Source organism: Paenibacillus sp. FSL R7-0026 (assembly GCF_038004485.1).
GTDB lineage: Bacteria > Bacillota > Bacilli > Paenibacillales > Paenibacillaceae > Paenibacillus > Paenibacillus xylanexedens_A.
Genome location: NZ_JBBORG010000003.1, coordinates 185665 through 208394, shown reverse-complemented (window position 1 = coordinate 208394; position 22730 = coordinate 185665). Strand labels below are relative to the sequence as shown.

The following is a 22730-nucleotide window of genomic DNA, read 5'->3' as shown; positions in this document are numbered from 1 at the left end:
TTGCAAAATACTCAAATGGATATTTACATGATATATTAGTTAATAGTATTAACAAAATACTACACATGCAGCATTTTTAAAGTTATTTTTAATTTTTATTTCATCAGAAAGGGGCGACTACGGTTTGGCCAAAGTACGATTAAAAGGACTTAGAAACCGAGGGTCTGAGCAAGTTGAAGTGGAGAGTACAGATGAAGTCGGGTTCCTTGAACGTATAATCCGATTGCGTGACCGGCTTAAATTTGGGCCTCATCATCGGATGGAACGTTTTACGATTACACTTAGTGCAACGCTCGCATTTCTTCTGTTGTTCTCAGGCTTGTCATTAGCACAAGACCGATCAAATGTAGCGAAGCAGGCTTCGTCACAAGCGCGGTATACGGAAAGTTTCACATTCTCGTTATCTGGTCAAAGAATGTATGTAGATGGTGTGTTCGGTGATTCGAACCACACAGATGTCTTGGTGCTTCTGCGCTTAGAAGATCCAAAGGGAATGTCCGTAGATGCGAGCAATTATCAGCTTTTTATTACAGGGTATGACAAGAGTATGGAATCAGGACCCAAAACGACCTTCTCGTTGTTCGGGTCTACTGGTTATGGAGTGATTCGTTTCCAAAGTGAGGAGCCCATCCCGAAACAGATTTTGGATGTGACGATTCGGGCAAACGAACAATTAACGGCTCAAAGCGGAACAGGAACGAGTGGAAATAAGAACAACACTGATGAGTCATTCGCTAAATATGATCAGGGCCGTTTTTATGTAAATCCTGGTGCGGATAACACTACAACATTGGACTGGCTTGCTTCCGGGGAACAGAATCCGGCCAAGTTGTATACGGCTTTGGTAGCAGAATCTAAAGATGAGAAGATTCATGAAGAACTTAAAACGCAAATAAGCGAGATGGGAAATCTGTTGAATCGAGCAAAAGAGTATACGAACCGCTTAGTGTCAGCTGGTTATGAAGCTCCTAAGACACCGTGGTTTGTCGAAGGTGACTACATAGATGAAAATGGCGGATTGGTTGCCGCGAAGAATTTGACTGGGGCGCACCTTATTGACTATTCGACGAAGACGATTCGGGAGGGGTATATCAAACAGGTCATGGGTGGACTTTCCGAGTTCGATACGTATATGAAAAAGAAAACAGAGTCGACGAACATAGCAAGTAGCAGCAATAATGTGGTTCGTAAAGAGCAGGTCGAGCAAGTGAACAGCTTGAAAAACGAGGATGGATCGATACTTGATTTACGATTAGTATCGACGGGCAGCAGCCCTTCTGCTCAGGTAGCAGCGAAAGATTCAACGGAATCGCTTCTCCAAACGTGGCGTTCTTATCTCTCAATAAAACAAAAGGTTCAGCGAGATTTGATGCGTAGTTTATTAGTGCTCGATGCGGATGTGTTGTCCCAAGAACTCGGTTTCTCAGAGCAACAAAATAATAGAAGTGTAACTTATTACTAGACGTAACTATTGCTCAGATGCTTGCGAAATGATTGATTGTAAAACCTGTTGAGCGAAGTAGAATTATCGTCGCTTAGCAGGCTTTTATTTTTACAATGTTATAAAGTAATTAGTTTACTTTACCAAAGGTTAAATCCCAATATAAACGTTGGGGGTAGAGAGAGGAGTCATGCAGCATGGGAATGAGTGGGGGAACAGGGGGAATGAAACCACCAGGGGGAGGAGGCATGGGTAGCAATTCCCCATCTGGTGGCAGAGCAGCTCAGAAACCGCAACGAAACAAAGCTCAGGAACGGACGAACAGACCGGTTGAGAAGCCGAAGGCTGGCGGTGATGCAAGATCAAAACTTGCGAGTGGTGTTCGAAGCGGATCATCGTCACGAGGGACAGATGATATAGCTGATTCGAGAGCAGGTAATGCGAAGCCAAAAACAGAAGGTGGAGTTAGAAACGCATCGAGTAGATCTTCGGAGGCTTCGAATGCGGCTAATAGAAAAGAAAACGAAGGGAAATCCAATCCAGCATTTAAATCAGCAAACGGAGATCGTTCTGGGGCTGCCTCAGGCAAGCCAGGGGGGGATCGTAGCGCCAAGGAGCCCTCTCTATCGAATAAAGGTGGATCGGCTGGTGTCAATAGCGCGAACTTAGGCCGAGATAAAATGGATGAGACCGGAAACGGAAATAAAGGAAAACGGTCGAATTCGAATCCGAATTCTAAAGAGAAAGACCAGGGAGATGCTTCTAAAAACGGTAGTGGAGGGAATTCAAACAAGAAAGATGGTTTGATGGATAAAGCGAAAGGCCTGACTTCTAATGCCACTGGTGTTGATTATAGCGACAAGAGCATGAAAGATCAGCTCGAACACCAGGCGGCAGACGTAGCGATGGATTCGACACCTGGGCTCGCTCAAGCGAACAGTGCGCGAAAAAAATTAAAAGAGTTTAACAAACTTAAAAAACAGGCCGGTGGCGGAGACGACGGCATCACGGATAAAGCAGAGGAAGCGGCAGATAAAGCAGTAGATAAAGGGATCAAAGCAACGAAGATCATAGGCGCTACGGCGGCTGGTAGCAACGTTGCTGGTCAAGCTTTGATGGGCGTCATGATGATGAAAATGATGATGATGCTTAAAGGGTTCGCTATGGCTGCCATTAGTAAGGCAGTTGGAGTAATCGGTACGGTTTTTAATGCGATTAGTTCCTTTGTTTCAGGGGTTCTTGGCGTAGGTGCTGCCATTGGTAATGCTATCGCTGCCGGCGTGATGGCTGTTTCGATTAGCATAACGAGTGTACTCGGTTACGGGGTTATTGAAGAGTTGAACTTGAAAGACGATTCAATCGGAAGTTGCGTTCCGGCGAATACAAGTGTAAGAGACGGCTCCCAAAATTATATACTGGATGGGGAATTAGAAGTTGTTCGTGAGGCAAATGCTGTGAAGCTTTGGTCGGTATACGAGAGGCTTGGTGGTTCGAAAGAGCAGACAGCTGCGGTTCTTGGGAACTTACAGCACGAAAGTGGGCTCGATCCAACAGGAGTAGAGACGATTTATAATGAACCATTTCAGATCGGACCACGCAAACAGACAGCGATGGGTGTGGGGTTCCTCGTTAGCAAGATCGATGCTAAGTATGCATCCAAGTATCCAGCAATCAAATATGTGGGTATCGGACTTGCCCAGTGGACGAATGGACGGAATACACTACTGGTCAAATACGCACAGACAAACGGCGTGAACTGGTATGATTTCGATACGCAGATTAAGTTCATGCTCGAAGGTGATGATTCCCTTCGTCAGAAACAATTAATTAATTTCTTACATACAGCGCCAAGCAACGTTGAGAAAGAAACAGAGCGTTTTATGAACACGTGGATTGGCCTTAGCTCTCCAAACAAATCGCTATCGCAGCGCCTTAACAATTCGGCTAATTTCATGTATGTGCTTGATCGATCTACGACGGATACGGTGTATGCTGATAGTATTTTGAGTGACGTCAACGTAGGAAGGTCCGAAGGTAACAGCGCTGTAGCGGCCTATTACCAGGATGATGGTTGCGGTAATGCGATTAAGACACATTACGGTAACCAATCAATTGATGGTACGGGCGAGGTGCCAGCTGATCTGGTTTTGGTACCGTGGTCCCGACAAACGTTACCCGCATCGCTTCAACAGTATGCTAAAAATCCGGAAGATGCAGGACTCGCCTGGGGAAATGCCACAGGTTGGACGAACGGAATCATACCGGATCAGTGTGCTGCTCTTGCACACAGTTACTTTATTCGCTTGTATCCGGACTGGAATCAGAATGGAAAGCCCACAGTGCGGCCGTATGGTGACGGAAAGGACGTGGCGGATGGATGGGCTAAGCATTATGATCAAGCCGTATCAGGTATACCGGCTGCCGGGGCTGTGTTCAGTGATGCGACAACAAGCCAATACGGACACACAGGTATCGTCCAACACGTATTTGCCAATGGAGACATTCTTGTCAATGAACAAAACATTCGAGGTGTTAGTGGTCGAAACGCACCAGATCTAAGTTATTCCTGGAGTTGGCGTGTGATTAAAAAAGATCGATACGAAAAAGCACACTGGAAATTCTTCAAACCTGCAGATGCTGTACCACAATGGACTGAGCTTGAAATATACTGATTTCATTGATAAAACGTTGAGCACACAGTATAATAAAGGAATTGCTCAAGCGATATCTTCTTTTTTTATCATAGAGTATGAGAATTGTACACAAATGATGAAGCAATATTTTCGTATAACATAAAATGTGAGAAGTATAAGGCATAAAGTGTGTACATATTGCGTATAAAGTATGATTATCGTGTCGACAAAATTGAATATGATATAGGAAGGGGTTTGTGAATATGCAGAGTCGAGCCGGTAGCGTTTTAAAGACTTATGGGATACCGATCGTTTTGGGCTTGATTGCTTTGATTATTGTTCTCTTCATTTGGCAGCAAAACAAAAAAATCGATGTACTGGAATCTGACATTGCAGCTACAAAAGAGTTGTTACAAGGTGTCCAGTCTACAAAGGAAAAGGTAGAGGAGCCGTTTGATTCAAAAGAACATGAAGAAATTCTTCAATCACGAACAGTGTCCGCGAAAAAGATTGGAGCAGAAATTATTGCAGTGGAAGATGTCCTCACTTCGTTTTATAAATCTAATGAGGATTTACCCGAGGATCAAGCCGCATACGATAAAATGGTCAAAGAGCTTGATAAAGCGAAAGCTGATAATACACGTTTAACGAATGCATCTGAGAGTGATCACATTCAAACGTGGAAGTTGAATCCGGATTGGACTCTCAAGCTCGAAACAATTGTTACATACCAAGATACCGAGAACGTTCCCGTGTTATTTAGCATGACGACAAAAAGTGGAAAATCGGCGGGTCTAATCTTCGCCGTATATGATACGGTTAATTATAAATTGACTAATATCAGTCGGCACTATACGACAGATGGCTTGGACGATGAAGTCGATGTAGGGGGGGCATAAGGGATGTGGACAAAGTTTAAACCGCTCTTGCTTATATTGGCAGCAAGCTTGCTTTTAGTGCTATCGGGGATGACGTATGTAAAGAATAGTAATGAGATTAAAACACTTGATGCTGAGTATGAGTCACTAAATAGTAAGCTCAATCAAACCGAACAGGATATTGCCGAAAAGCAGGGCGAAGTAGCAACACAAAAAACGGAGTCTGTAAAAAAAGTAACAGGCCTTGATCCAGAACTGATTCAATCGGATTCGGCGGAGGCCGAAAAATACTTTGTAGCTGCCTTCAGTTGGAGTAACGGGACTGAATATGAAGGCGTACGAAATCAGTATATCGAATCGTTAGGCGAAGATAATTCGTTTACAAAAACCTACCTGCCGCCCGATACGAAGATTGAAATAAATAGCGGGATGTTATCCTATATTGATTTCAAAAAGTTAAGAACAACGATGGACAGTATTTATGTTGTTCCGACCACAGCTGAGGGGAACCGAGTGCGTTATGTCGCTTTTGTGCAATATATCATGCATAAAGATGGCAGTGATTTAGTGAATACGGATGCCCTGGAACGGAGTGAAGCCATTATTGAATTTACTGCAGCCGGTGACTCTGCTGATGGTAAGCGGAGGATCACAGAGGTGAGCGCGAGAACTGGATATAGTGCCGGGTTGCTCGACGATTAAAGCGAGGCACGTACAAAGGAGACTGCACTTCAATGAAAAATAACAAAGCTCAATCTCGTACCGACCGTGCTTTTAATGTCGTTGCATCTCAAGCAGCACAGCAGGACGGTATTGTGCCTGCAAGGGAGCCGAGCATGAGTAAAGTATCGCTGTTTATGACCCGGGCCGTGGGGATTTTTACGCTCGGCATGAGCCTTTCGCTTTTTGTACAACTTATGCCGTTTGTATATCTTTTCGTTGCGGGTTATATAGGAGTTCCGGCTGACAAGTCGTTAGACAATATGAATTCGATGGTTTGGATTCTTACATGCGTCACAATTATGCTCGTGACCGTATATGGGTTTATCGCTTGGATGAGGTTTGTATGGCGCTGTTTGATCAAACAGCCGAAGCCGATTTTATGGTATATGAAACGCGAAAAAAAGGACGCCGAGTAATCGGCTCTTTTTTTTTTGCTTTGTCGATGCATGAAGCGAAGGTAAGGTACGTACAACTACTAGCGGCTTCGCTACTGAAGAGCTGTAGTTATCGCACTAAGCCCGTTAAATGTGCTCGATCTTTATAGAGTACCTATGCAAATCAAGAGTAAACTCGATGTTTGAAGATTATAAACAATGTACTTGCTCGATTGTTTAACAAATGTGTTTTATTGTTCTGTTAAACGCCTTGCTGTTCAACGTTATTTACGTATAATTATTGTATAATTGAAGTTGAAAGATGAAAAAGAGGAGCGTATTTATTCATGGCAGGATTCAAAAAGGGACAGAGTTTTAAGAATCAGCGGGTACATATTGTAGGTGCATTTGATCAAACCGGAAAAGGCATGAATGGCAAAAATGTAGCATTCAGTATCTCAAATGACACTCGCGAAGGGGAAGACGTATTTCCAGACCCGATGCTTGTATACGATCCATATACAGACCGAAATGGGCAGCAAAAAAATTCGTTCACGGCTGAGTATTCGGCAAGTCAGTGGGAAGCAATTGAAGCTGCGGCTAATAAAGAAGGTGACGATCTGGTACTTGAAGCCGATCTCTTTATGAACAAAAATGGCCCTGGCCTTCTAGTGAATACGAACACATTAAAAACCCCGGAAATTCCTTTTAACCGAGAAAAACATAAAGAAAATACGATAGCCGCAAAAGAAGCTAAGAAAGCAGCGATGATCATAGAAGAAGAACAGCAACAGAACGAAGATGAAGCTTCCTTGTAAGTAGCCGATAGCTATAAGAATACTGATTACATAAGAAATGACCCTGATATTTTTTGCGTTAATTTTTTATATTGTAAATGGTGAATTATTCAAAGTAAATTAAATAAAAAACATTGAACATACAGTGTTTTTATGTTCGAATTATATTGTTAATCTTTTAAATGAGATATTATAATTAAGCCTAGAAGGAACCGCGTCAGACACCAGCGGTGTGCTGGCGAAAGAGAAGGGACGTAAGCAAAAATGGAAGTATTCTCGTATAATCGCGCGAGTCATGATGGGATGCGTATGCGCCGACTTTTCGATCTTAAATACAATGCAAGCCAGCTTGACGTGAACGGGTCGACACAAATGTTTGGGATGTATCAGGTGCCAGCAGTCATGCACAGCCGGGTGAATAACATAAAGTTTGTATTCGAAAGTAATCTGTCGGGGTTCAAACGTCCCCAGATTCACGTCGAAGCAGATGTTGAATTGGCCTGGGGAGATTTCGCTGACGACATTTCGGCATTGAACTTTAAGCATGATAAGCAAGAGCTGCCGCTCACGTATGTGCAGCCTCTCGAAGACGACACACTTAAAGTGTTGATCGAGGCTGGATTATATCGGGAAGAACGTTTCGAGCTCTTGATGGGTAAGCTCATGAACGGGGAGACGTTTGATGCCGAAGGGGACATGCACCTCGCATATTTGGACGTAGCGGAAGCAGCTGTTTCGGAAAGAACTGTTCCTGTAGTGCTAGTTGATCCAGTAAACATTGTGCATGAGAAGCATGATCCATCGGAACGAACGAATTTGGCCGATCTAGTTCAATTGGCGGCAAAGAATCTAATTGAGCTACAAACGAAGGGCGTAAAAACCGAAGATATGGTTCGGTCAGTACCAGAAGAGCCGAAGCAAATTATAATTGATTCACCGATTCAGGACGTGGTTGCCTCCCACAATGAACAGCGAATTATTAATGAAGTGGATGGTTCGTTTAAAATATCATCGTCTCTATTAGATAAGGAAGTTGACATCACGGATCAGATTAAAGGCACGTTGGGCTTGAGTAAAATAAGCGAGGATGATCGTATTCGTGATCTGAAAGAGCGTGATCGAAATGAAAAACTGCAAGAGCAGCAAGAAGCGGATGCGATGAGTCAGCAACATATAACGGTTGTCAAAACAATTGAATCGGAAAAACCACTTGATCCGAACTTATTTGAGGAAGGGATCGGTTCAAAACGACGACATGCGAATCAGAACGATGATCGCTTCCCAGATGTGGATGATCCAAGTCTATAGGAGCTCGCTCCTAATAAATAGAAAGCGATAAGGTTAACCCTTATCGCTTTTTTGCGGGAAAGGAGATTCCTTGATGGGGATGAAGCAAGACATCGTGATCAAGAGTGAATATACAAATAACGCTCGCAGTAGCACCGGAAAAGGATCGAGAGGATCGTCGCCGGGTCAGTATGTGATGAGTTATATGGCTCGTGAGGACGCTACAGAAGTGCTTGTACCGGTTCGGATGTCAGTAACGGCTGGAGCCGAAGCTTACGTTGCATATGACAGCGCGGCGTTTACCCGGTATATGGCTCGGGATCAGGCGACGGAGCGTCTAGTATCCAAAGATGATGAAGATCTACAAAACGCAGATGCTTATGGTTCTCCGCTGGTACTGAAACAAAAATTCCGGCAGATTGATAAGTTGTCCGGTCGAGCATTCGGTCGAGGCGGAATTAGCTTGACGCATAAGGAGTTAGAAAGGCACTCACAGAACATTCAAAATTCTTTCGATGAAGGACATTCCGTTCAAAAAATTGTTCTGAGTTTTACCGAGGACTACTTGAGAGAAACAGGTGTATTAGATCCTGAATTCAAGCATAAAGGTAGAGGCTCGTACCGAGGTCATATTGACCAGCTCAAGCTAAGGCATGCCGTCATGAACGGCGTGGAACGAATGACGACGGCTGGACGGTTTATCGATCCAGAATGGATCGGTACGATTCAACTTGATACAAGTCATGTGCATGTTCATATTGCCCTAGCGGATACCAAATTTTCGAAAACGAGAATGAAAAGCGACGGAGCAGATCGAGGAAAAATAAATGAGCGTGAAAAAGCAGTGCTACGTAAGGGTATTCATTTCGATTTAGAAGATATGAGTCAGCTAAAATCATTCAACGGCCAAGCGTCGATTGAACGGCGCAACGTTGTTGCATTCGTCAAGGATTACGCATACGCGGCACTTCATGAGAATTCATCAATTCAGCTTTTAGTCGCTGGGCTGCCTAAAAACAAGAAAGAATGGAGATATGGGTCCAATCGAAAATCGATGAATCATTCCAATAAGCTTGCTGTGCAGATCGTCGAGAAAGTATTCGCTGCTGACCCGGATAAAAGTGGGTATAACAAAGCATTGCAGGCTGTATTAGATTATGCGGAGGAATCCAGCGCAAAAAATAAATTGAGCGATGGCGAAAAAAAGAAGTTGATTAAGGAAGGACGCGAGCGGATTATTGAGCGTTCCGTTAATGGGCTTTACAAAACACTTAAAGGGATTGATCCTGCAGAACTTACGACTCGGACGACGATGACCGATATTCAATCGAGTTCGGACGAGGAACTGGCAGAGGCACTTAAACAATCGAATCGTTCTAGAGCGTTTGACCCGGCGACCTTCGCGTTACGAGTGAGAGGCTACAATACACGGGAAAACGTGCACTCGCAAAGCGTTGGTACGTACTATGCGCTAGCTACGGATTATGATATAGCCCAAGAAAAAGGATTTGTCGATGACACTGCTCACGTCATGCGACTTTTTTATGAAGAAGAACTGGAGTTCCATATGGGGCTTGCCGATAAATATCGAACCTTCATGTCGTTCCATCATAACCAAGATGTGGCTAACGTTCAGCGTATGACACCGAGATACGATTCGCTGGTGTCGCGGTTTAAACGGATCGCGAAAACAGTTAGCGAAACGCTTCGCTTTGATCAGAGGACCCTAAATGAGTATGCTCGTGATTTACGTGATTATACAATGGACTGTTTTAAACAAGGAGTTGCATCTCTGAAAGAGTGGCGGGCAATTACAGATTATGATCGGGAAGCAGGAACGGTAGAAACCCGGTTTGTTTTGCCGGTTCGGCCGAAGACGAGAGCTGAAAATTTAAGCCCAACGCACTTTGATACAGTGAAGGCTTGGGACGTGCATCATCTGGGGCTGGATTATTATAATAAGCCCGATGCTCGGATCGACACGAAGAACGCACTATCGTTCGCTGGCGTCTTTCAAGCGCGTAAACAGCAGGCTGAAGCGGCTGAAATCTACGTAAAGGGGACGGGGCAGGAACTACAGGCACTAAGTTTTGCTAAACATGATATAGAAGATATGGAACAGGTTGTTCAAAAAGCGATGGATGAAGGTCTGATTCAAACAGTGAAGCTTGCAGACTTGAATCCGCAGGATGAACGCCAACTCTATACGCTCTCACTTGATCGATCAGTCAACGTGGCACGTCAGGTGCGCCAAAGCCTTGAGCACGTGGAAATGATTGAACAGGAAGAAGAAGAATTGGAGTAAATGAACGACTGAATTTATTCGGATAAGTTGTAAAATCAGGGATATGATTATTACTTGATTATGATATAATAAATCATAGATATTATTGTGCCATGAGTGTTTTGTGTGAAGTTTTATGTTTATATTCCTTCAACAATTAGAGAGGGTGACGCAAAATGACGAAAGAATTTGCGATGCTGACTGCCGCGCAGCGGCTGACTAAGTATTTTTCACGAGAATTTAATAGATTAGACGATACGAATGAATATCCAAACAATGCAGCGATACAGGCGGAACGATTAATTCGTATCCGCGAGGTCAACGAGTTGTCAGATACGTTGAATGAGTTGTTTGGTACACTCTCAGGCAGTCCGGAATCGAAGTTGTTTTCATCTTACGAGGAACAGAAGAACGAAATGGATGATACAGATCGGTTTCAATCTGATGTGATCGACGTTCTGGAAGAAGCCCATCTTGAGTATGAGGAGCAGAATCGAGTGTTGATGCCTTTGGGAACCACTGCTACGTTGTCGCCTGCGCAACAGCGGGCTGATCAAATGCTTAGAGAGTATTCGGAAACAGCTACGCGGGATGTAGCGCTGCATTTACCCGAGAATGATCGGCCGTTTGAAATACTTTCAGAGATGAAATTAGAAACGTCAAGGTTTGTTGATTCTGGAGAGAAGAACTATTTAAGACCTACGGTAGAGGATATACCACTAGATAGTAATGTAGCACAAATTGAGGACGTTCAGAATGCTGTAGAAAAAGGAATCGAAGAAGTACGCCAAGGAACTGATATACATATTAATGAGTATTTGACCAGAAAAAGTCGGCTTGTTACGGGATTAATTGAGGCGGATATTCGCAATTTGCTACCAGAAAATAGCGAACACGGACGTGCTGTTGTCGTGGAATAGCAACGGATGTTTTTCTGAATTTGCCGATGTAGGCTATATGGCGCCACACGGTGTAGACATCTTATTGTCTTGCCATGTGGCTCTTCTCATGGCTCATTACTGAATCACTCCCAATGCGAGTTCCTATCAAGAGCAGATGTCATATAAATAAAGGAGATAAACCTATGGGTATGGCACTCGAATTACAAGAGGTACTCAAAACAGAAGAAGGATTTGACACAAAGAAATACCCATACCTTGCGAAATACGCAACATTCATGAAATCTCCAAGTCGGCCGGTTCTTGGTCGTGAACACGAAATGCGACGGCTTCTCGCCTCGCTTAACCGGGCCGAGTTGTCCAATGCATTCTTACTGGGGGATGCGGGATCTGGTAAAACGATGTTGGTACAAGGAACGCTAGCGAGAGATACTGACCGAATTTACGTAGAAGTGGATTTAGCGAAGATGGCAGCAAGTGACAACGGTGAGGATGGAGCCACGCAAATGGCATCTCGGGTCAAAGGACTGTTCGATGATGCTGAAAAATTCAAGCGCGAAGTGGAACGTACGGATGAAAACAGTCAAGCGAACACTTTTTCTGGAGAACAATCCTCAGAACTTGTTTTGTTTATGGATGAATTCCATTTGCTTGTACAGCTCTCTCCAGCTGCAGCTCAGGCAATCAAACCAGCGCTTGCCGAAAGCGGACGTCGCGGAATCAAAGTGATTGCCGCTACGACGTTTGCTGAGTTTCACGAATATATCGAAAAAGACCAAGCACTCATGCAGCGCTTGCAGCGGATCAATATTCGTGAGCCGAACAAAGAAACAGTTGTTTCCATCTTAAAGTCTGTCGCAAAAACACATAAGGTCGCGGGTTTAATTTATGATGACTATTTATATGACCTTATTTATGAACTAAGTAATCGTTATGTACCGGCGGATTCTCAGCCGCGTAAAAGCATTCTGATGCTCGATAGTATGATTGGCTGGATGCGAACGTATCCCGGCGAATATAAAATGGATCGAAAACTTCTCTGCGAGGTGATTTATGACAGTACGGGAGTGCAGGTTTCGTTCCAGGTCGATGGCCGGACAATTGAGTCGCAGCTTAATGAGCGGGTCTTTTCCCAACAGTATGCGATGAAGACGCTCGAAAATCGATTACAAATTGCAGTTGCTGATTTGCACGATAAAACGCGCCCCATTTCTAGCTTTTTGTTTACGGGTCCCACAGGTGTCGGTAAAACAGAAACGGCTAAAGCTCTTTCTGCGCTTTTGTTTGGGGATGACCGTGCTATGATCCGGTTTGATATGTCGGAATACGCATTGGAGTCTTCTCTCAATCAATTCCGGGAGGAACTGACTGATCGCGTCTGGAATCGGTCGCATAGCATTGTCCTCTTAGATGAAATTGAAAAGGCGGACCGGTCTATTACACGATTATTGCTTCAAGTGTTGGACGATGGGCGTCTTTCCAACACGCAAGGGAGAGAAGTGAGTTTCCTCAATACGTACATCATTTTAACGACGAACGCAGGTAACGAGGTCTATCAGGACATTGCTCATTACGCAACAAGTAATGATGGCTCTGATGGGATGCAAGCGTATCAGAAAGTCATTCGTCAAGCTTTGATAAAAAACCCATCGTTTGCACCAGAAATTATCAACCGATTGAATGCCATTATTCCGTTTCAGCCACTTTCACCGCAGACTTATGAAAATATTCTTATTAAAAAACTTGAAGCACTGCAAGCGGTTGTGTATCAAACACACGGTGTTGACCTTTTAATCGATAAAAAAGTGGTTACTTTTTTGGTTCATGATCTTTTCGACATTGATACCAATTCCGGGGGAGCGAGGGGATTAGTTTCATTGCTGGAAGCACACGTTGTTGCGCCGCTTTCTCGATATATCAATAATCATCCTGATACCAAACATATGGGAGTACGTGTCATAGGGGAAATGTCATATGAAAATAAAAGCAAGCTGAAATCATCTGCCAATATCGAAATCGGGTCCATCGACATGAAGAAATTGAGACGAATGTAAACTAGATTTATAGGATTAATTATACTCATGATAATTGGGTAAAATGGCCCATAACGATAGAAGTTATTTCATTACATATTTATCATAAACGAAATACAAAACGTTGTGTGTTCAGTAAAACCTGTATTGAATGGATATTTTTTTTATGATAGAATGTATATAGGCATTATGACGTATTTTTTTGTTTGAACTGAGGGGGAATGAGTAAGATTTTTCGTTTTAATCGATGAAGAGGGTCAGAAGTTGAGCGAATAGGTTCAATTATTGACACATTCGAAGACGATTAAGGACGGACGGATAGTTCATAGAACTGGATATACGGGAAAACATGAACGGTTGACGCAGGTGACACTTGCGAGATCACCTGAGTGGTGTAGTTAGATAAAGGAAAAGAGGTTTCGTTTAATGGGATTTTTCAAACGAAGAAAAAAAGATCAAGCGAATGATTCGGAAGAAAGCGCAGTTGCGGTCGCGAGTAAAGACGACGAATTGGGAGACGAAACGGGTTCGAAACTCTTCGGTCGTGGGGGAAAGAGCAACCGAAAAGACAAGAGTAAAGGAAAACTCTTCGGTGGAAGCAAACAAGATATGACACTTGTTGAACGCATGCAACTCGTTGAATCAGTTGCAGCAGCATCGCTGCAAGTTATTAATGAACTCGTAAGCATTGGCGATTCTGCAGTTCGTGAAGTGGATGATGGCCTATTGATCGTCGTTATCACAAATGACATGCTTGTCGCATCCGGCGTTGACCCATCTGATGAAGAATTCGGTTCGTTCGCGGAAGCTCTCATTTCAGAATCGATTGAGTCTATGACTTTAGAGGACGACTTGGCGAATGGCATTATCGGTATCATTCCTTCGATGGATACGCTGATTTCGCTTGATGAGTTTGACTTCATTCATGATATGCCACTTCAATGGGCTATCGTACCCTTTGATTTGACAGATGATTCCCGATTGGTTCTTCTTGATTCAACGGTTCATCTGGATCGCTTAATAGAAATTGCTAAATCGCCATCTATCGAGCTTTACGTTGAAGGTAACGAAGTTGTAGATAGTGGAGATAGCGAGCGAACATGGCAGAACGAAAGTTCCGACCACAGCCATGACGATGAAGACAGCGAGGATTACGAGGTTGAGTTGGATGATGAAAGCGAAGCGTTGGACGACACATACACGTCTTCAGAGCAAACCGATTACGGAGTATACGACGTGTTCTCGGCTGAAAATAACAACGCTTCGGATATCTCAGAAGTTGGGTTTGGTTCAGAGTTTTTCGGAGGCGATACCTTCAGTGAAGGAAGTTTCAATGAATTTTCTAGTGAAGAAGATGATTTGGACCCCGATCAAGAAGACGAAATGTTGTATGGGATGAATGATGAAGAAGAAGAAGCGTTGGACGTTGGCGATGGATATTCTCTAAATTCAAGTGTTGTACAATCCGATATGACGGTCGAGGAATCGAAATCAATTGTCACGAAGGCGCTTGAGCATTCGTTCAACAATACGGAACTGAATTTGACCATCGATCTTACGAAATTTGATGATTACTTCGGCACGTTATCCGTTGTTAAGTTCGATGAAAAAGCTACTGATGATAGCGAACTTCAACGTGTTGTTTCCAATTTCCGAAAAGATGCGAACGTTGAGATTGAGAAGTATCATGAAATTGAAATCGCGGGGTTGCGCAATACTTTCATTACAAGCCTTCGTAGTCTTCATTCTCAATTATTAACCACTCTTGATCATAATGATCGAGGCACCCTATATGGAGGACGATTCTCCGAGATTGATGCAGTGTTTGATGATGCGATGTCTGATATGGACAGGTTATCTGCTAATGAAGTTAAAAACATTCATGAGACATATAACATGGATCGGGAAACTTACGGGGAAAATGCGAAGCGCGAAGCGATGACAATCTACGATACTCGTTATCGTGATGAACGAAACCGCAAGATCGAGGGCGTCAAAGACTCGCTGAAAACGGAGATGAAATTAAATCGTGACGTGTCTCGTGGTGAGCTGTACAACGATCGCCGCATTGTCGCGGCTAGCTTATTTGATAAGGCAATAACAGCCCTTCTACAAAGTTTGCAAGAAGAGTATCAAACGATTATGGAAAAAGAGCTACATATGTACGACACATTCCGTAAAAACATCGATATGTACTTGCGTGAGCATTTCGCCGATGAAGTGCTGCGGGCAAAAGCGGAAGCAGAAAGACTCAAGCAGAACGAGGAAGCGGATCACATACGTCGTGGATACGAGCAGATGCTTGCAACAAAATCGCAGATGCTCGAAGAAGCGGATCAGCAAGCTAAAATTGCGATTCAGCAGCTTGAAAGAAAGCATAAAGATCAGCTCAATGAGTTGAGAGTTGACTATGAACGTAACATAGATCGAGAAAAGCAAGAGAATGAGAAGTTACAGGGTCTGCTGGAAAAGGTGACGGAAAGTAATACTCAAATAGGAGACAAGAAAGAATTGGAGATTAAGCACCGGATCAAGGTATATGAGAACCAAATCGAATCTCAAAAACAAGAGTTGGCATACGCGAATGATCGGTCAGGCAAAGAACAAAAGCAATTGACGTTGGTCTACATAGCGATCGGAGCTGCGGCTCTTGCGATTGGAGTACTCTTTGGTTTCGTGTTTGGCGCTAATTCAGCACAACAGCAAGCGCCTGCTGCTCCAGCGGCACAAACACAGCCGGTTAGCACAATTGAACGTGCTGTTGTTCCATCGATAGGCATGGAGCCTATAAACGGCAGCGCAGCATAACGCTTACGTTTTGATCAGAACCGCTCCAAGTAGGAGCGGTTTTATTTTGTTGGTACGATCCGTTTTGCGGTGACGTTTTAACAAATAAAGGAGTGGTTCGGTGGGGAAGAAGAAAGGATCGAAAAATTGGAATCAGCTTAAAAATCAGAAATATAAAGAGCGGGTGAAAAACCGAGAAGTCCACGAGACGCAAAATATGATGCGCGGCGAACGGGGCGAGGTCGATAAACCGATTAAAGAGCGGATTTTGGCCATTTTTCTTGCATTGATGATTGCTGGAATTGGTTATGTAGTAGGTGTTTTTGTTGTTATTGGGAGGCACTTCTATGAACATTTTAAGATATCGGGCGGGACTTCTTTTTTAGATTTTGATGTAAGTGAGGTCAACGTTTTCACGAGTGGGTTGTTCTTGTGGACAGGATTCGTTCTTTTGATAGCCTGGCTCATTGTGAACTATCGAATGATGGTATTGTGGCGGTCTAAAAATAGCATGAACGATTCAACGGACATCAATACGCACGAGAATGATCAGCATATTGCGCTTCCGGAAGAAATGCGGAGAATGTATGACTGGTTTCCGGATGCAGGAGCTGAGTCAAGCGTCCAAGTTTCGAGTATGCTCAGTCACGTTATGTTGAGCAACAAAGGTCTAAAAAGTATTGATGTAATTCAGCGCTACAAGGAAGACGTTGTAATAGATGGTGTAATTGTCGAGCATAAAGGCGACATCATGTACGACGCGAGTGGTCAGATAATCACAAAAAAAATGCCAATCATTGATGAGGAATTCGGACGTGATCTTTTCACGGCCAGCGGAATACCGCTATCGGAGAAAGAGATTCGAACACCGGTAGATGTTCGCAAAATTGAATACAACGAACTGGACGATTCAGGTAACCGAAGCGACCGGGATAAGCTCTCGTACGATACGGTAGCGGATCTGATCAATAACGATTGGACGTTCCTAGACCATGAAGTACAGCGGCCAGCCGGAGCTTATCTGGTCGATACCGCGCCGGTGAATACAATGGTTCTCGCGATCACGCGAGCGGGTAAAGGTCAGACGGTTATTGAACCAACGATTGATATGTGGACTCGTGAAAAACGCAAAAACAACATTGTTGTAAATGATCCAAAGGGTGAATTGCTTGTTAAGAACTACATCCCCGCTACGATTCGGGGTTACGAGATTGTTCAGTTTAATCTCATCAATCCGCTAAACACCGACATATACAATCCACTTGGATTTGCGGCCGAAAGTGCGCGTGAAGGTAATTTCACGAAAGCGGCATCGTACATCGAAAATATCGGTGATATTTTCTTTCCTAGGGAAGGTGCAGACGACCCAATGTGGCGTGCGAGATGTTGTTCTCAAAAGGCTGCCTAATAAGCAGCCGGGGAGAGAACGGGCGAGTAATCGCCTAACTTCACCAACGAGGGAATGGAATGATAGGGTAACGCCTTGAAACTTCCCCAGTAATCTGCCCTAACCTGATGTTCACCCAATGAGCATCGGAGACTATAGCCGGGTGACACATGCTGAAATCGTCCCTAACGTAAAGTCGAGGAAAGCCTTGCGGAGAAAGACCGCCAAGGAACTGACGAAACTAGGTATGCTGTGAATACCGTATGGTGAGAATGTGCGAATGCACTGACGAACTTGCGAATGTACGCTTCGATAAGGGTGGGTTCAGAAATGAATCCGGGTCTGTCAAATGACCTTCGGCTAGGAGAACGGGATTAATGCCACATACGTACCCGACCTTCCTTGTGTTATAGGCACATGTGTTAGCCACGGAGTAGAGCAAGCACCTAACCGGTATTAATCATAGTTGGTGAGGAACGTCGAAAGCTGCGAACGTTGCCGGAAACGGCCGTGTGGGAGCGAAGTTGCGTGGGAAACGGGTTATCCGAGGGAACCACGCTTAATCGTAGTGAGAGTAGTGGCACGAGCGATGATGCTCTTGTAATGAGAGCGAAGCAACAGCCACGAGTCCATGATATACACAACTAAAATGACTATCACTATAATTTATGGGTTCCGGTATGACAAAAAAGTCACCGACACCTCAGTAAAGGACTGGTGATAGACCATGAAAAACTTTGAGTCCCAACAAGAGACGAATCGTAAATACTACGATCGAGTTGAGTTCTATGAGCGCATGTTCAAGAAATCAGAAGATGGTGCAAAATTCAAACGATTGATGGATCGGATCAAACATCCAGACAACATCATGCTGGCATACCGAAGTATCAAAAGTAATTCCGGTGCAAACACCGCATCCGTAGATAAGATGACAATGCGGGATATTAAAAAGCTATCAACGAATGAAGTTATTCGAGAAGTTCACAGACGGTTGGAATGGTACGAACCTGATATAACCCGAAGGGTTTTTATCCCTAAAGCGAATGGAGATTTGCGGCCGTTAGGTATCCCGTCCATATGGGACCGGTTGATCCAACAAGCGATTTTACAAGTGCTGGAACCAATATGCGAAGCTAAATTCAATCCGCACAGTTACGGTTTCAGACCGCACAGGAGCGCTGAACATGCAATAGCCGACGTAGCGTTTAAAATTAATATCCAACATTATCATTACGTGATTGATGTAGATATTAAAAGTTTCTTCGACGAAATCGACCATGATATTTTGCTTCGGCTGATGTGGAATATGGGCATTCAAGATAAGAAGCTGCTCTCGATCGTCAAGAAAATGCTGGAAGGCGTTGTAGAACAACCGGATGGTACACGAGTAAAAGCTACGAAGGGTTCCCCGCAAGGCGGGGTGTTAAGTCCTCTGTTAGCCAATATTTATCTCAATGCGCTGGATTGGTGGATAAGCGATCAGTGGGAAACGTTCAAAACGCGGAACAACTATACGCGGATACGAGCAAATAATACTGTTGATCAATCAGGTAAATACCGCGCTTTACGTACAAGTTCAAACCTGAAAGAACTCATGATTGTGCGTTATGCCGATGACTTTAAGATTTTCACAAATTCTAAAGCATCAGCAGACAAAATCTTAATTGCCGTCAGTAAATGGCTGCATGAAAGATTGAAACTCAACGTCTCCCCGTTAAAATCAGGGGTCACATGTTTGAGGAAGCAGTCAACAGAATTCTTAGGATTCACCTTAAAGCTTATGCGAAAAGGGCGAATGCGAACAGGGATGCAACGATATGTAATGGCGAGCGATGTATGTCCAAAAGCACTGAGCCGCATCCAGCAAAATCTATCGGCTCAAGTCAAATCCATTCAGCGAGCATCAAGTTCTAAACGCGGGATAGATGAAGTGCTTAAATACAATTCCATGGTGGTTGGTATTCATAATTACTATGGCATCGCAACGAATGTGAACGATAGTTTCCAGCGAATATCGCTAGGTCTGTTACGGAAAATGTATAACAGATTTAATCGAAATAACCAAAATGATAACTTCTCTAGGTCCGGCCGGTATGAGGGTAAAGATGTGAGAATCACAAAGTATATGTCGTCGAAAAGCATGCGATATTACATGGGCTACCCGGTTATCCCTCTTTCATACATACAGCATAAAAGTCCAATGATGCTCAAAAAAGATTATCGTCAAACGGACAGCATCGATGATGCGCATGTACGTACAGAATTGGTCAAGTTGCGCAGTAATGCGCATTATAATAACCGACGCAGCATTGAATACATGGATAATCGTATTGCGAAATATCTGGTGCAGAAAGGGAAATGTGCGGTAACGGGAGTTCTGCTTTTTGCAGATGAAGTGACCTGTCACCATATCGAATCCTATGCGGCAACCCAAGACGACAGCTACAAAAACCTTGTGATTATCCAAGAACTTATTCATCGTTTGATACATGCAACGCAAACATCAACCATCAAGCGTTATCTGAGTGCTCTAAAATTAAGCAAGTCTGAACTGACTCATGTCAATAAATATCGAACGGTACTCGGACACGATATCCTTTGATACTTGACTCAAACCGATAGTTATTTTAGTTGTCACATGGATGGAACGCCGTATGCGGTGAAAGTCGCACGTACGGTGTGGAGCAGGGGTAAATCGAAAAGAGAATTCGTCTTGGCGAACACTTAGTAGATGAACCTATTGCTATCAAATGCTGCGAACAACGCCTTCAAGCGTTCTGCTTTCGGTTTGATCGATTTCTACCTGGAAGAAGAAAAACGAATTCGCAAGCAGGCCGAACTTGAAGGATTGTCTGAAAAAATATTAATGCAGAAATTGGATGATATGTGGGGGGTTGTAACGCTCTATAATGCATATCAACTTTTCGTGGTGTTATCGGCAAAAAAATCGAATGATGTAGAAAAGATTCGAATCGATGAGGATGACGTTTCAAAGGAGAAGGACTTATTAACGCTCTTTTTCGACGCAACTGCAAAACTGCCACAAAATGAAATGCGGAAACTTGTTCAGAATACAGACAACGCGCTACGTGCGATGGCAGGATCGGATAAAACGATCGCTTCGGTATACGGGATTGCACTGACAGCTATGTCATTCTTTACAGACCCTACGATCTCGACGCTCACAAGCGGTAAACCTTCCCAGAATTTCGATGCGAAAGGTCTATCGTTTCCGCGCCGCATTGGCGTTCGATTCGCTTCGGAGTATTTGGAGAAGTATCGTTTAATTGGTTTGCAGTCTATATGGTTTGCTTATGAAGATCCGAAGTTCGAAAAGCAGTTGGATCAGAAATTATTTGGTCACACTCAAATTATTGACCGTGAAGGCTGGGCTCGTTACTTCTTTGATGGCAAGTTCGCTAACCGGAAAAGTTATATTAAACTTGAAATTCGTAATCCGAAAACTCAGTTGCTCGTCCGCACGTTTTACTTTGAAGTGGAACTGACGTATAAGACTGATCTTTCAGGGCGCAGGTATGTTAAAGATCCGGTACTGAACACAAAAATTATTAAAGATGGCGCACTTCGAGAAATGCGAATGAATCGAAGAAAAGGTGAGTACGAATACAAAGACACACTGGTCAAGCGTAGGTATCACGATTTGCTGAACCCGGAGCTTGGTGAACAGGTCGTCGAAATCCCTGCGTTCAGTCAGAAGACGGTGAAATATACGGAGCGTCCCAAAGCGATCTTCTTTATTACGCCGCCTCACTTGATGAGTTATGCCAAATTGATTTTGATTTTGATGAAGCAGATGGTCGATGTGAATTTCGAAAGTTCGTACATGACCAAAGATAATCAAAAGCCGCTCTATAAGACCCGCTATATGCTCGACGAGGTCGGGAACTTACAATCCGAGGGTAATGGTATCCCAGCACTTCAAACGATGCTATCGATCGGCCTGGGCCAAGATCAACAGTTCACCCTGATTCTTCAAACATTACAACAGTTACGTGATGTTTACGGGGATTCCGTGGATAAAATCATACAAGGTAATACGGAAAATATCGTTTTTCTAAAATCGACGGATGATTCCATGATCGATACGCTTGTGAAAATGAGCGGCACGACACACGAAGCCCGAGTAGACCAAAAAACAATCACGCGAGATAATGATCGGATTTTGTACCAAAACGAAGGCAAGATTAGTTACACAATGCAGACCAAAGAGCGGCCGGTTCTCCAGTTTAATGATTTTATGTTTATCGAAGCGCGAAATTCGATCATCATTAAGGCAGGCACGAGCCCGATCTGGAACCGTAATGAATCAGCGTACCCCATGTCGTTCCGCCTTTTCCAAAATCAAATCAGTCTGCCGGGGAAGAAATTCAGCCTGCAGACGATTCCAACGAATTCGTCAGCCAAAGATTTTGACGTGAGAAAAAATCAGCCGGATTTCTTCGACATGTTGGAGCAGCGTCTGAAACAAGCGAGGATGGCCGATTCGATGAAGCAGGCATATTTGGATGCGTATGACCTGAGCGAAACGGATTTGATTCGCCAGGACCAAAATGTCGTAGCAGATGACATCATGCATGCGATAAATAGTAGGCTCTTTAACATCTCGCATCGATCTGCAGCTCAGACTGATTTCCTCGAAGATATAGACGACATCCTTGATATGGATGAGTTCGGTACCATTTTAGATTCAGCATTTGATAACGTAGAAGTAGCCCAAGAAGCGGCAAAAGCACAGAACACGCAAAGTGGTCACCAGCAAAAACGATATGCTGGCGGCCAAATTAGTCGTGAAGATTTGATCTCCATTGGCGGTCAAGTTAACCGACAACTCGACAGTGTATTGGCGACGGCTTACTCGGAATCCAGTGTGTATTTCGAAGATGCGCCTGGATTCCGTACAAAGGAGAACGGGGAGTTGGAAAGCGACAGCGGCGTGCTGTATGTACGAAGCTCAACGGGGTCCGATAAAGCCGATATTGATGCTCTGCATGAAGCAGAGCGTAACGAGGAATCCAGGGTATTCGGTGAAGAAAATACCGGAAACGAGACTTTCTATGAAGTCACGGATGCGTTTATCAAGTATCTATCGACTCTCGAATCATGGCGGGATCTGGCGCAAGGTCGATTCGATCAAGAAGCGAGTCGTGCGTATCAACGTCGTATGCAATAAGTCAAGAAACAAACCA

General features: G+C 43.8%; 14 protein-coding genes. All 14 read left to right on the top strand.

From position 1 onward, the window contains the following. Nucleotides 1-124 precede the first annotated feature (124 nt). The 14 genes from MKY44_RS31440 (at nt 125) to MKY44_RS31375 (ending at nt 22714) form a co-directional block, all read left to right on the top strand. Entirely contained in the window at nt 125-1462 is a 1338-nt protein-coding gene (locus tag MKY44_RS31440; protein ID WP_341010519.1) for a hypothetical protein, read from the top strand. A gap of 176 nt (nt 1463-1638) precedes the next feature. Continuing rightward, nucleotides 1639-4113 carry a phage tail tip lysozyme gene (locus MKY44_RS31435; RefSeq protein WP_341010518.1) on the top strand — a complete coding sequence of 825 codons (2475 nt, stop codon included), beginning with the start codon at nt 1639-1641 and terminating at the stop codon, nt 4111-4113. Between the two features lie 224 nt (nt 4114-4337). Beyond that, a complete protein-coding gene (locus MKY44_RS31430) occupies nt 4338-4973 on the top strand; it encodes a hypothetical protein (protein ID WP_341010517.1) in 636 nt (211 codons plus the stop codon). Between the two features lie 3 nt (nt 4974-4976). Beyond that, nucleotides 4977-5654: a hypothetical protein gene (locus MKY44_RS31425; RefSeq protein ID WP_341010516.1), complete on the top strand. Its 678-nt coding sequence runs from the start codon at nt 4977-4979 to the stop codon at nt 5652-5654. A 32-nt stretch (nt 5655-5686) separates the two neighbouring features. Further along, on the top strand, nt 5687-6091 hold the full coding sequence (locus tag MKY44_RS31420; RefSeq protein WP_341010514.1) for a hypothetical protein: 405 nt from the start codon (nt 5687-5689) through the stop codon (nt 6089-6091). Nucleotides 6092-6396: 305 nt separating this feature from the next. Continuing rightward, on the top strand, nt 6397-6867 hold the full coding sequence (locus MKY44_RS31415) for a hypothetical protein (protein WP_341010512.1): 471 nt from the start codon (nt 6397-6399) through the stop codon (nt 6865-6867). Between the two features lie 243 nt (nt 6868-7110). Then, the gene (locus tag MKY44_RS31410) at nt 7111-8154 is read left to right on the top strand and encodes a hypothetical protein (protein WP_341010510.1); all 1044 of its coding nucleotides are present in this window, start codon (nt 7111-7113) and stop codon (nt 8152-8154) included. Nucleotides 8155-8227: 73 nt separating this feature from the next. Further along, the gene (gene mobL / locus MKY44_RS31405) at nt 8228-10438 is read left to right on the top strand and encodes a relaxase MobL (RefSeq protein ID WP_341010508.1); all 2211 of its coding nucleotides are present in this window, start codon (nt 8228-8230) and stop codon (nt 10436-10438) included. 155 nt (nt 10439-10593) lie between these two features. After that, complete coding sequence (locus tag MKY44_RS31400; protein ID WP_341010507.1) at nt 10594-11337, top strand: hypothetical protein; 744 nt, start codon at nt 10594-10596, stop codon at nt 11335-11337. A gap of 164 nt (nt 11338-11501) precedes the next feature. Further along, nucleotides 11502-13370, top strand: a complete 1869-nt coding sequence (locus MKY44_RS31395) for an AAA family ATPase (RefSeq protein WP_341010506.1) — start codon at nt 11502-11504, stop codon at nt 13368-13370. Nucleotides 13371-13775: 405 nt separating this feature from the next. Continuing rightward, complete coding sequence (locus MKY44_RS31390; RefSeq protein WP_341010505.1) at nt 13776-16157, top strand: hypothetical protein; 2382 nt, start codon at nt 13776-13778, stop codon at nt 16155-16157. Nucleotides 16158-16257: 100 nt separating this feature from the next. Then, nucleotides 16258-17544 (top strand): type IV secretory system conjugative DNA transfer family protein, encoded by a 1287-nt coding sequence (locus MKY44_RS31385; protein WP_341010503.1) that lies wholly within the window; start codon nt 16258-16260, stop codon nt 17542-17544. A 706-nt stretch (nt 17545-18250) separates the two neighbouring features. After that, nucleotides 18251-20125: a group II intron reverse transcriptase/maturase gene (gene ltrA / locus MKY44_RS31380; RefSeq protein WP_341010501.1), complete on the top strand. Its 1875-nt coding sequence runs from the start codon at nt 18251-18253 to the stop codon at nt 20123-20125. 129 nt (nt 20126-20254) lie between these two features. Next, nucleotides 20255-22714 (top strand): type IV secretory system conjugative DNA transfer family protein, encoded by a 2460-nt coding sequence (locus MKY44_RS31375; protein WP_341010499.1) that lies wholly within the window; start codon nt 20255-20257, stop codon nt 22712-22714. Nucleotides 22715-22730 lie beyond the last annotated feature (16 nt).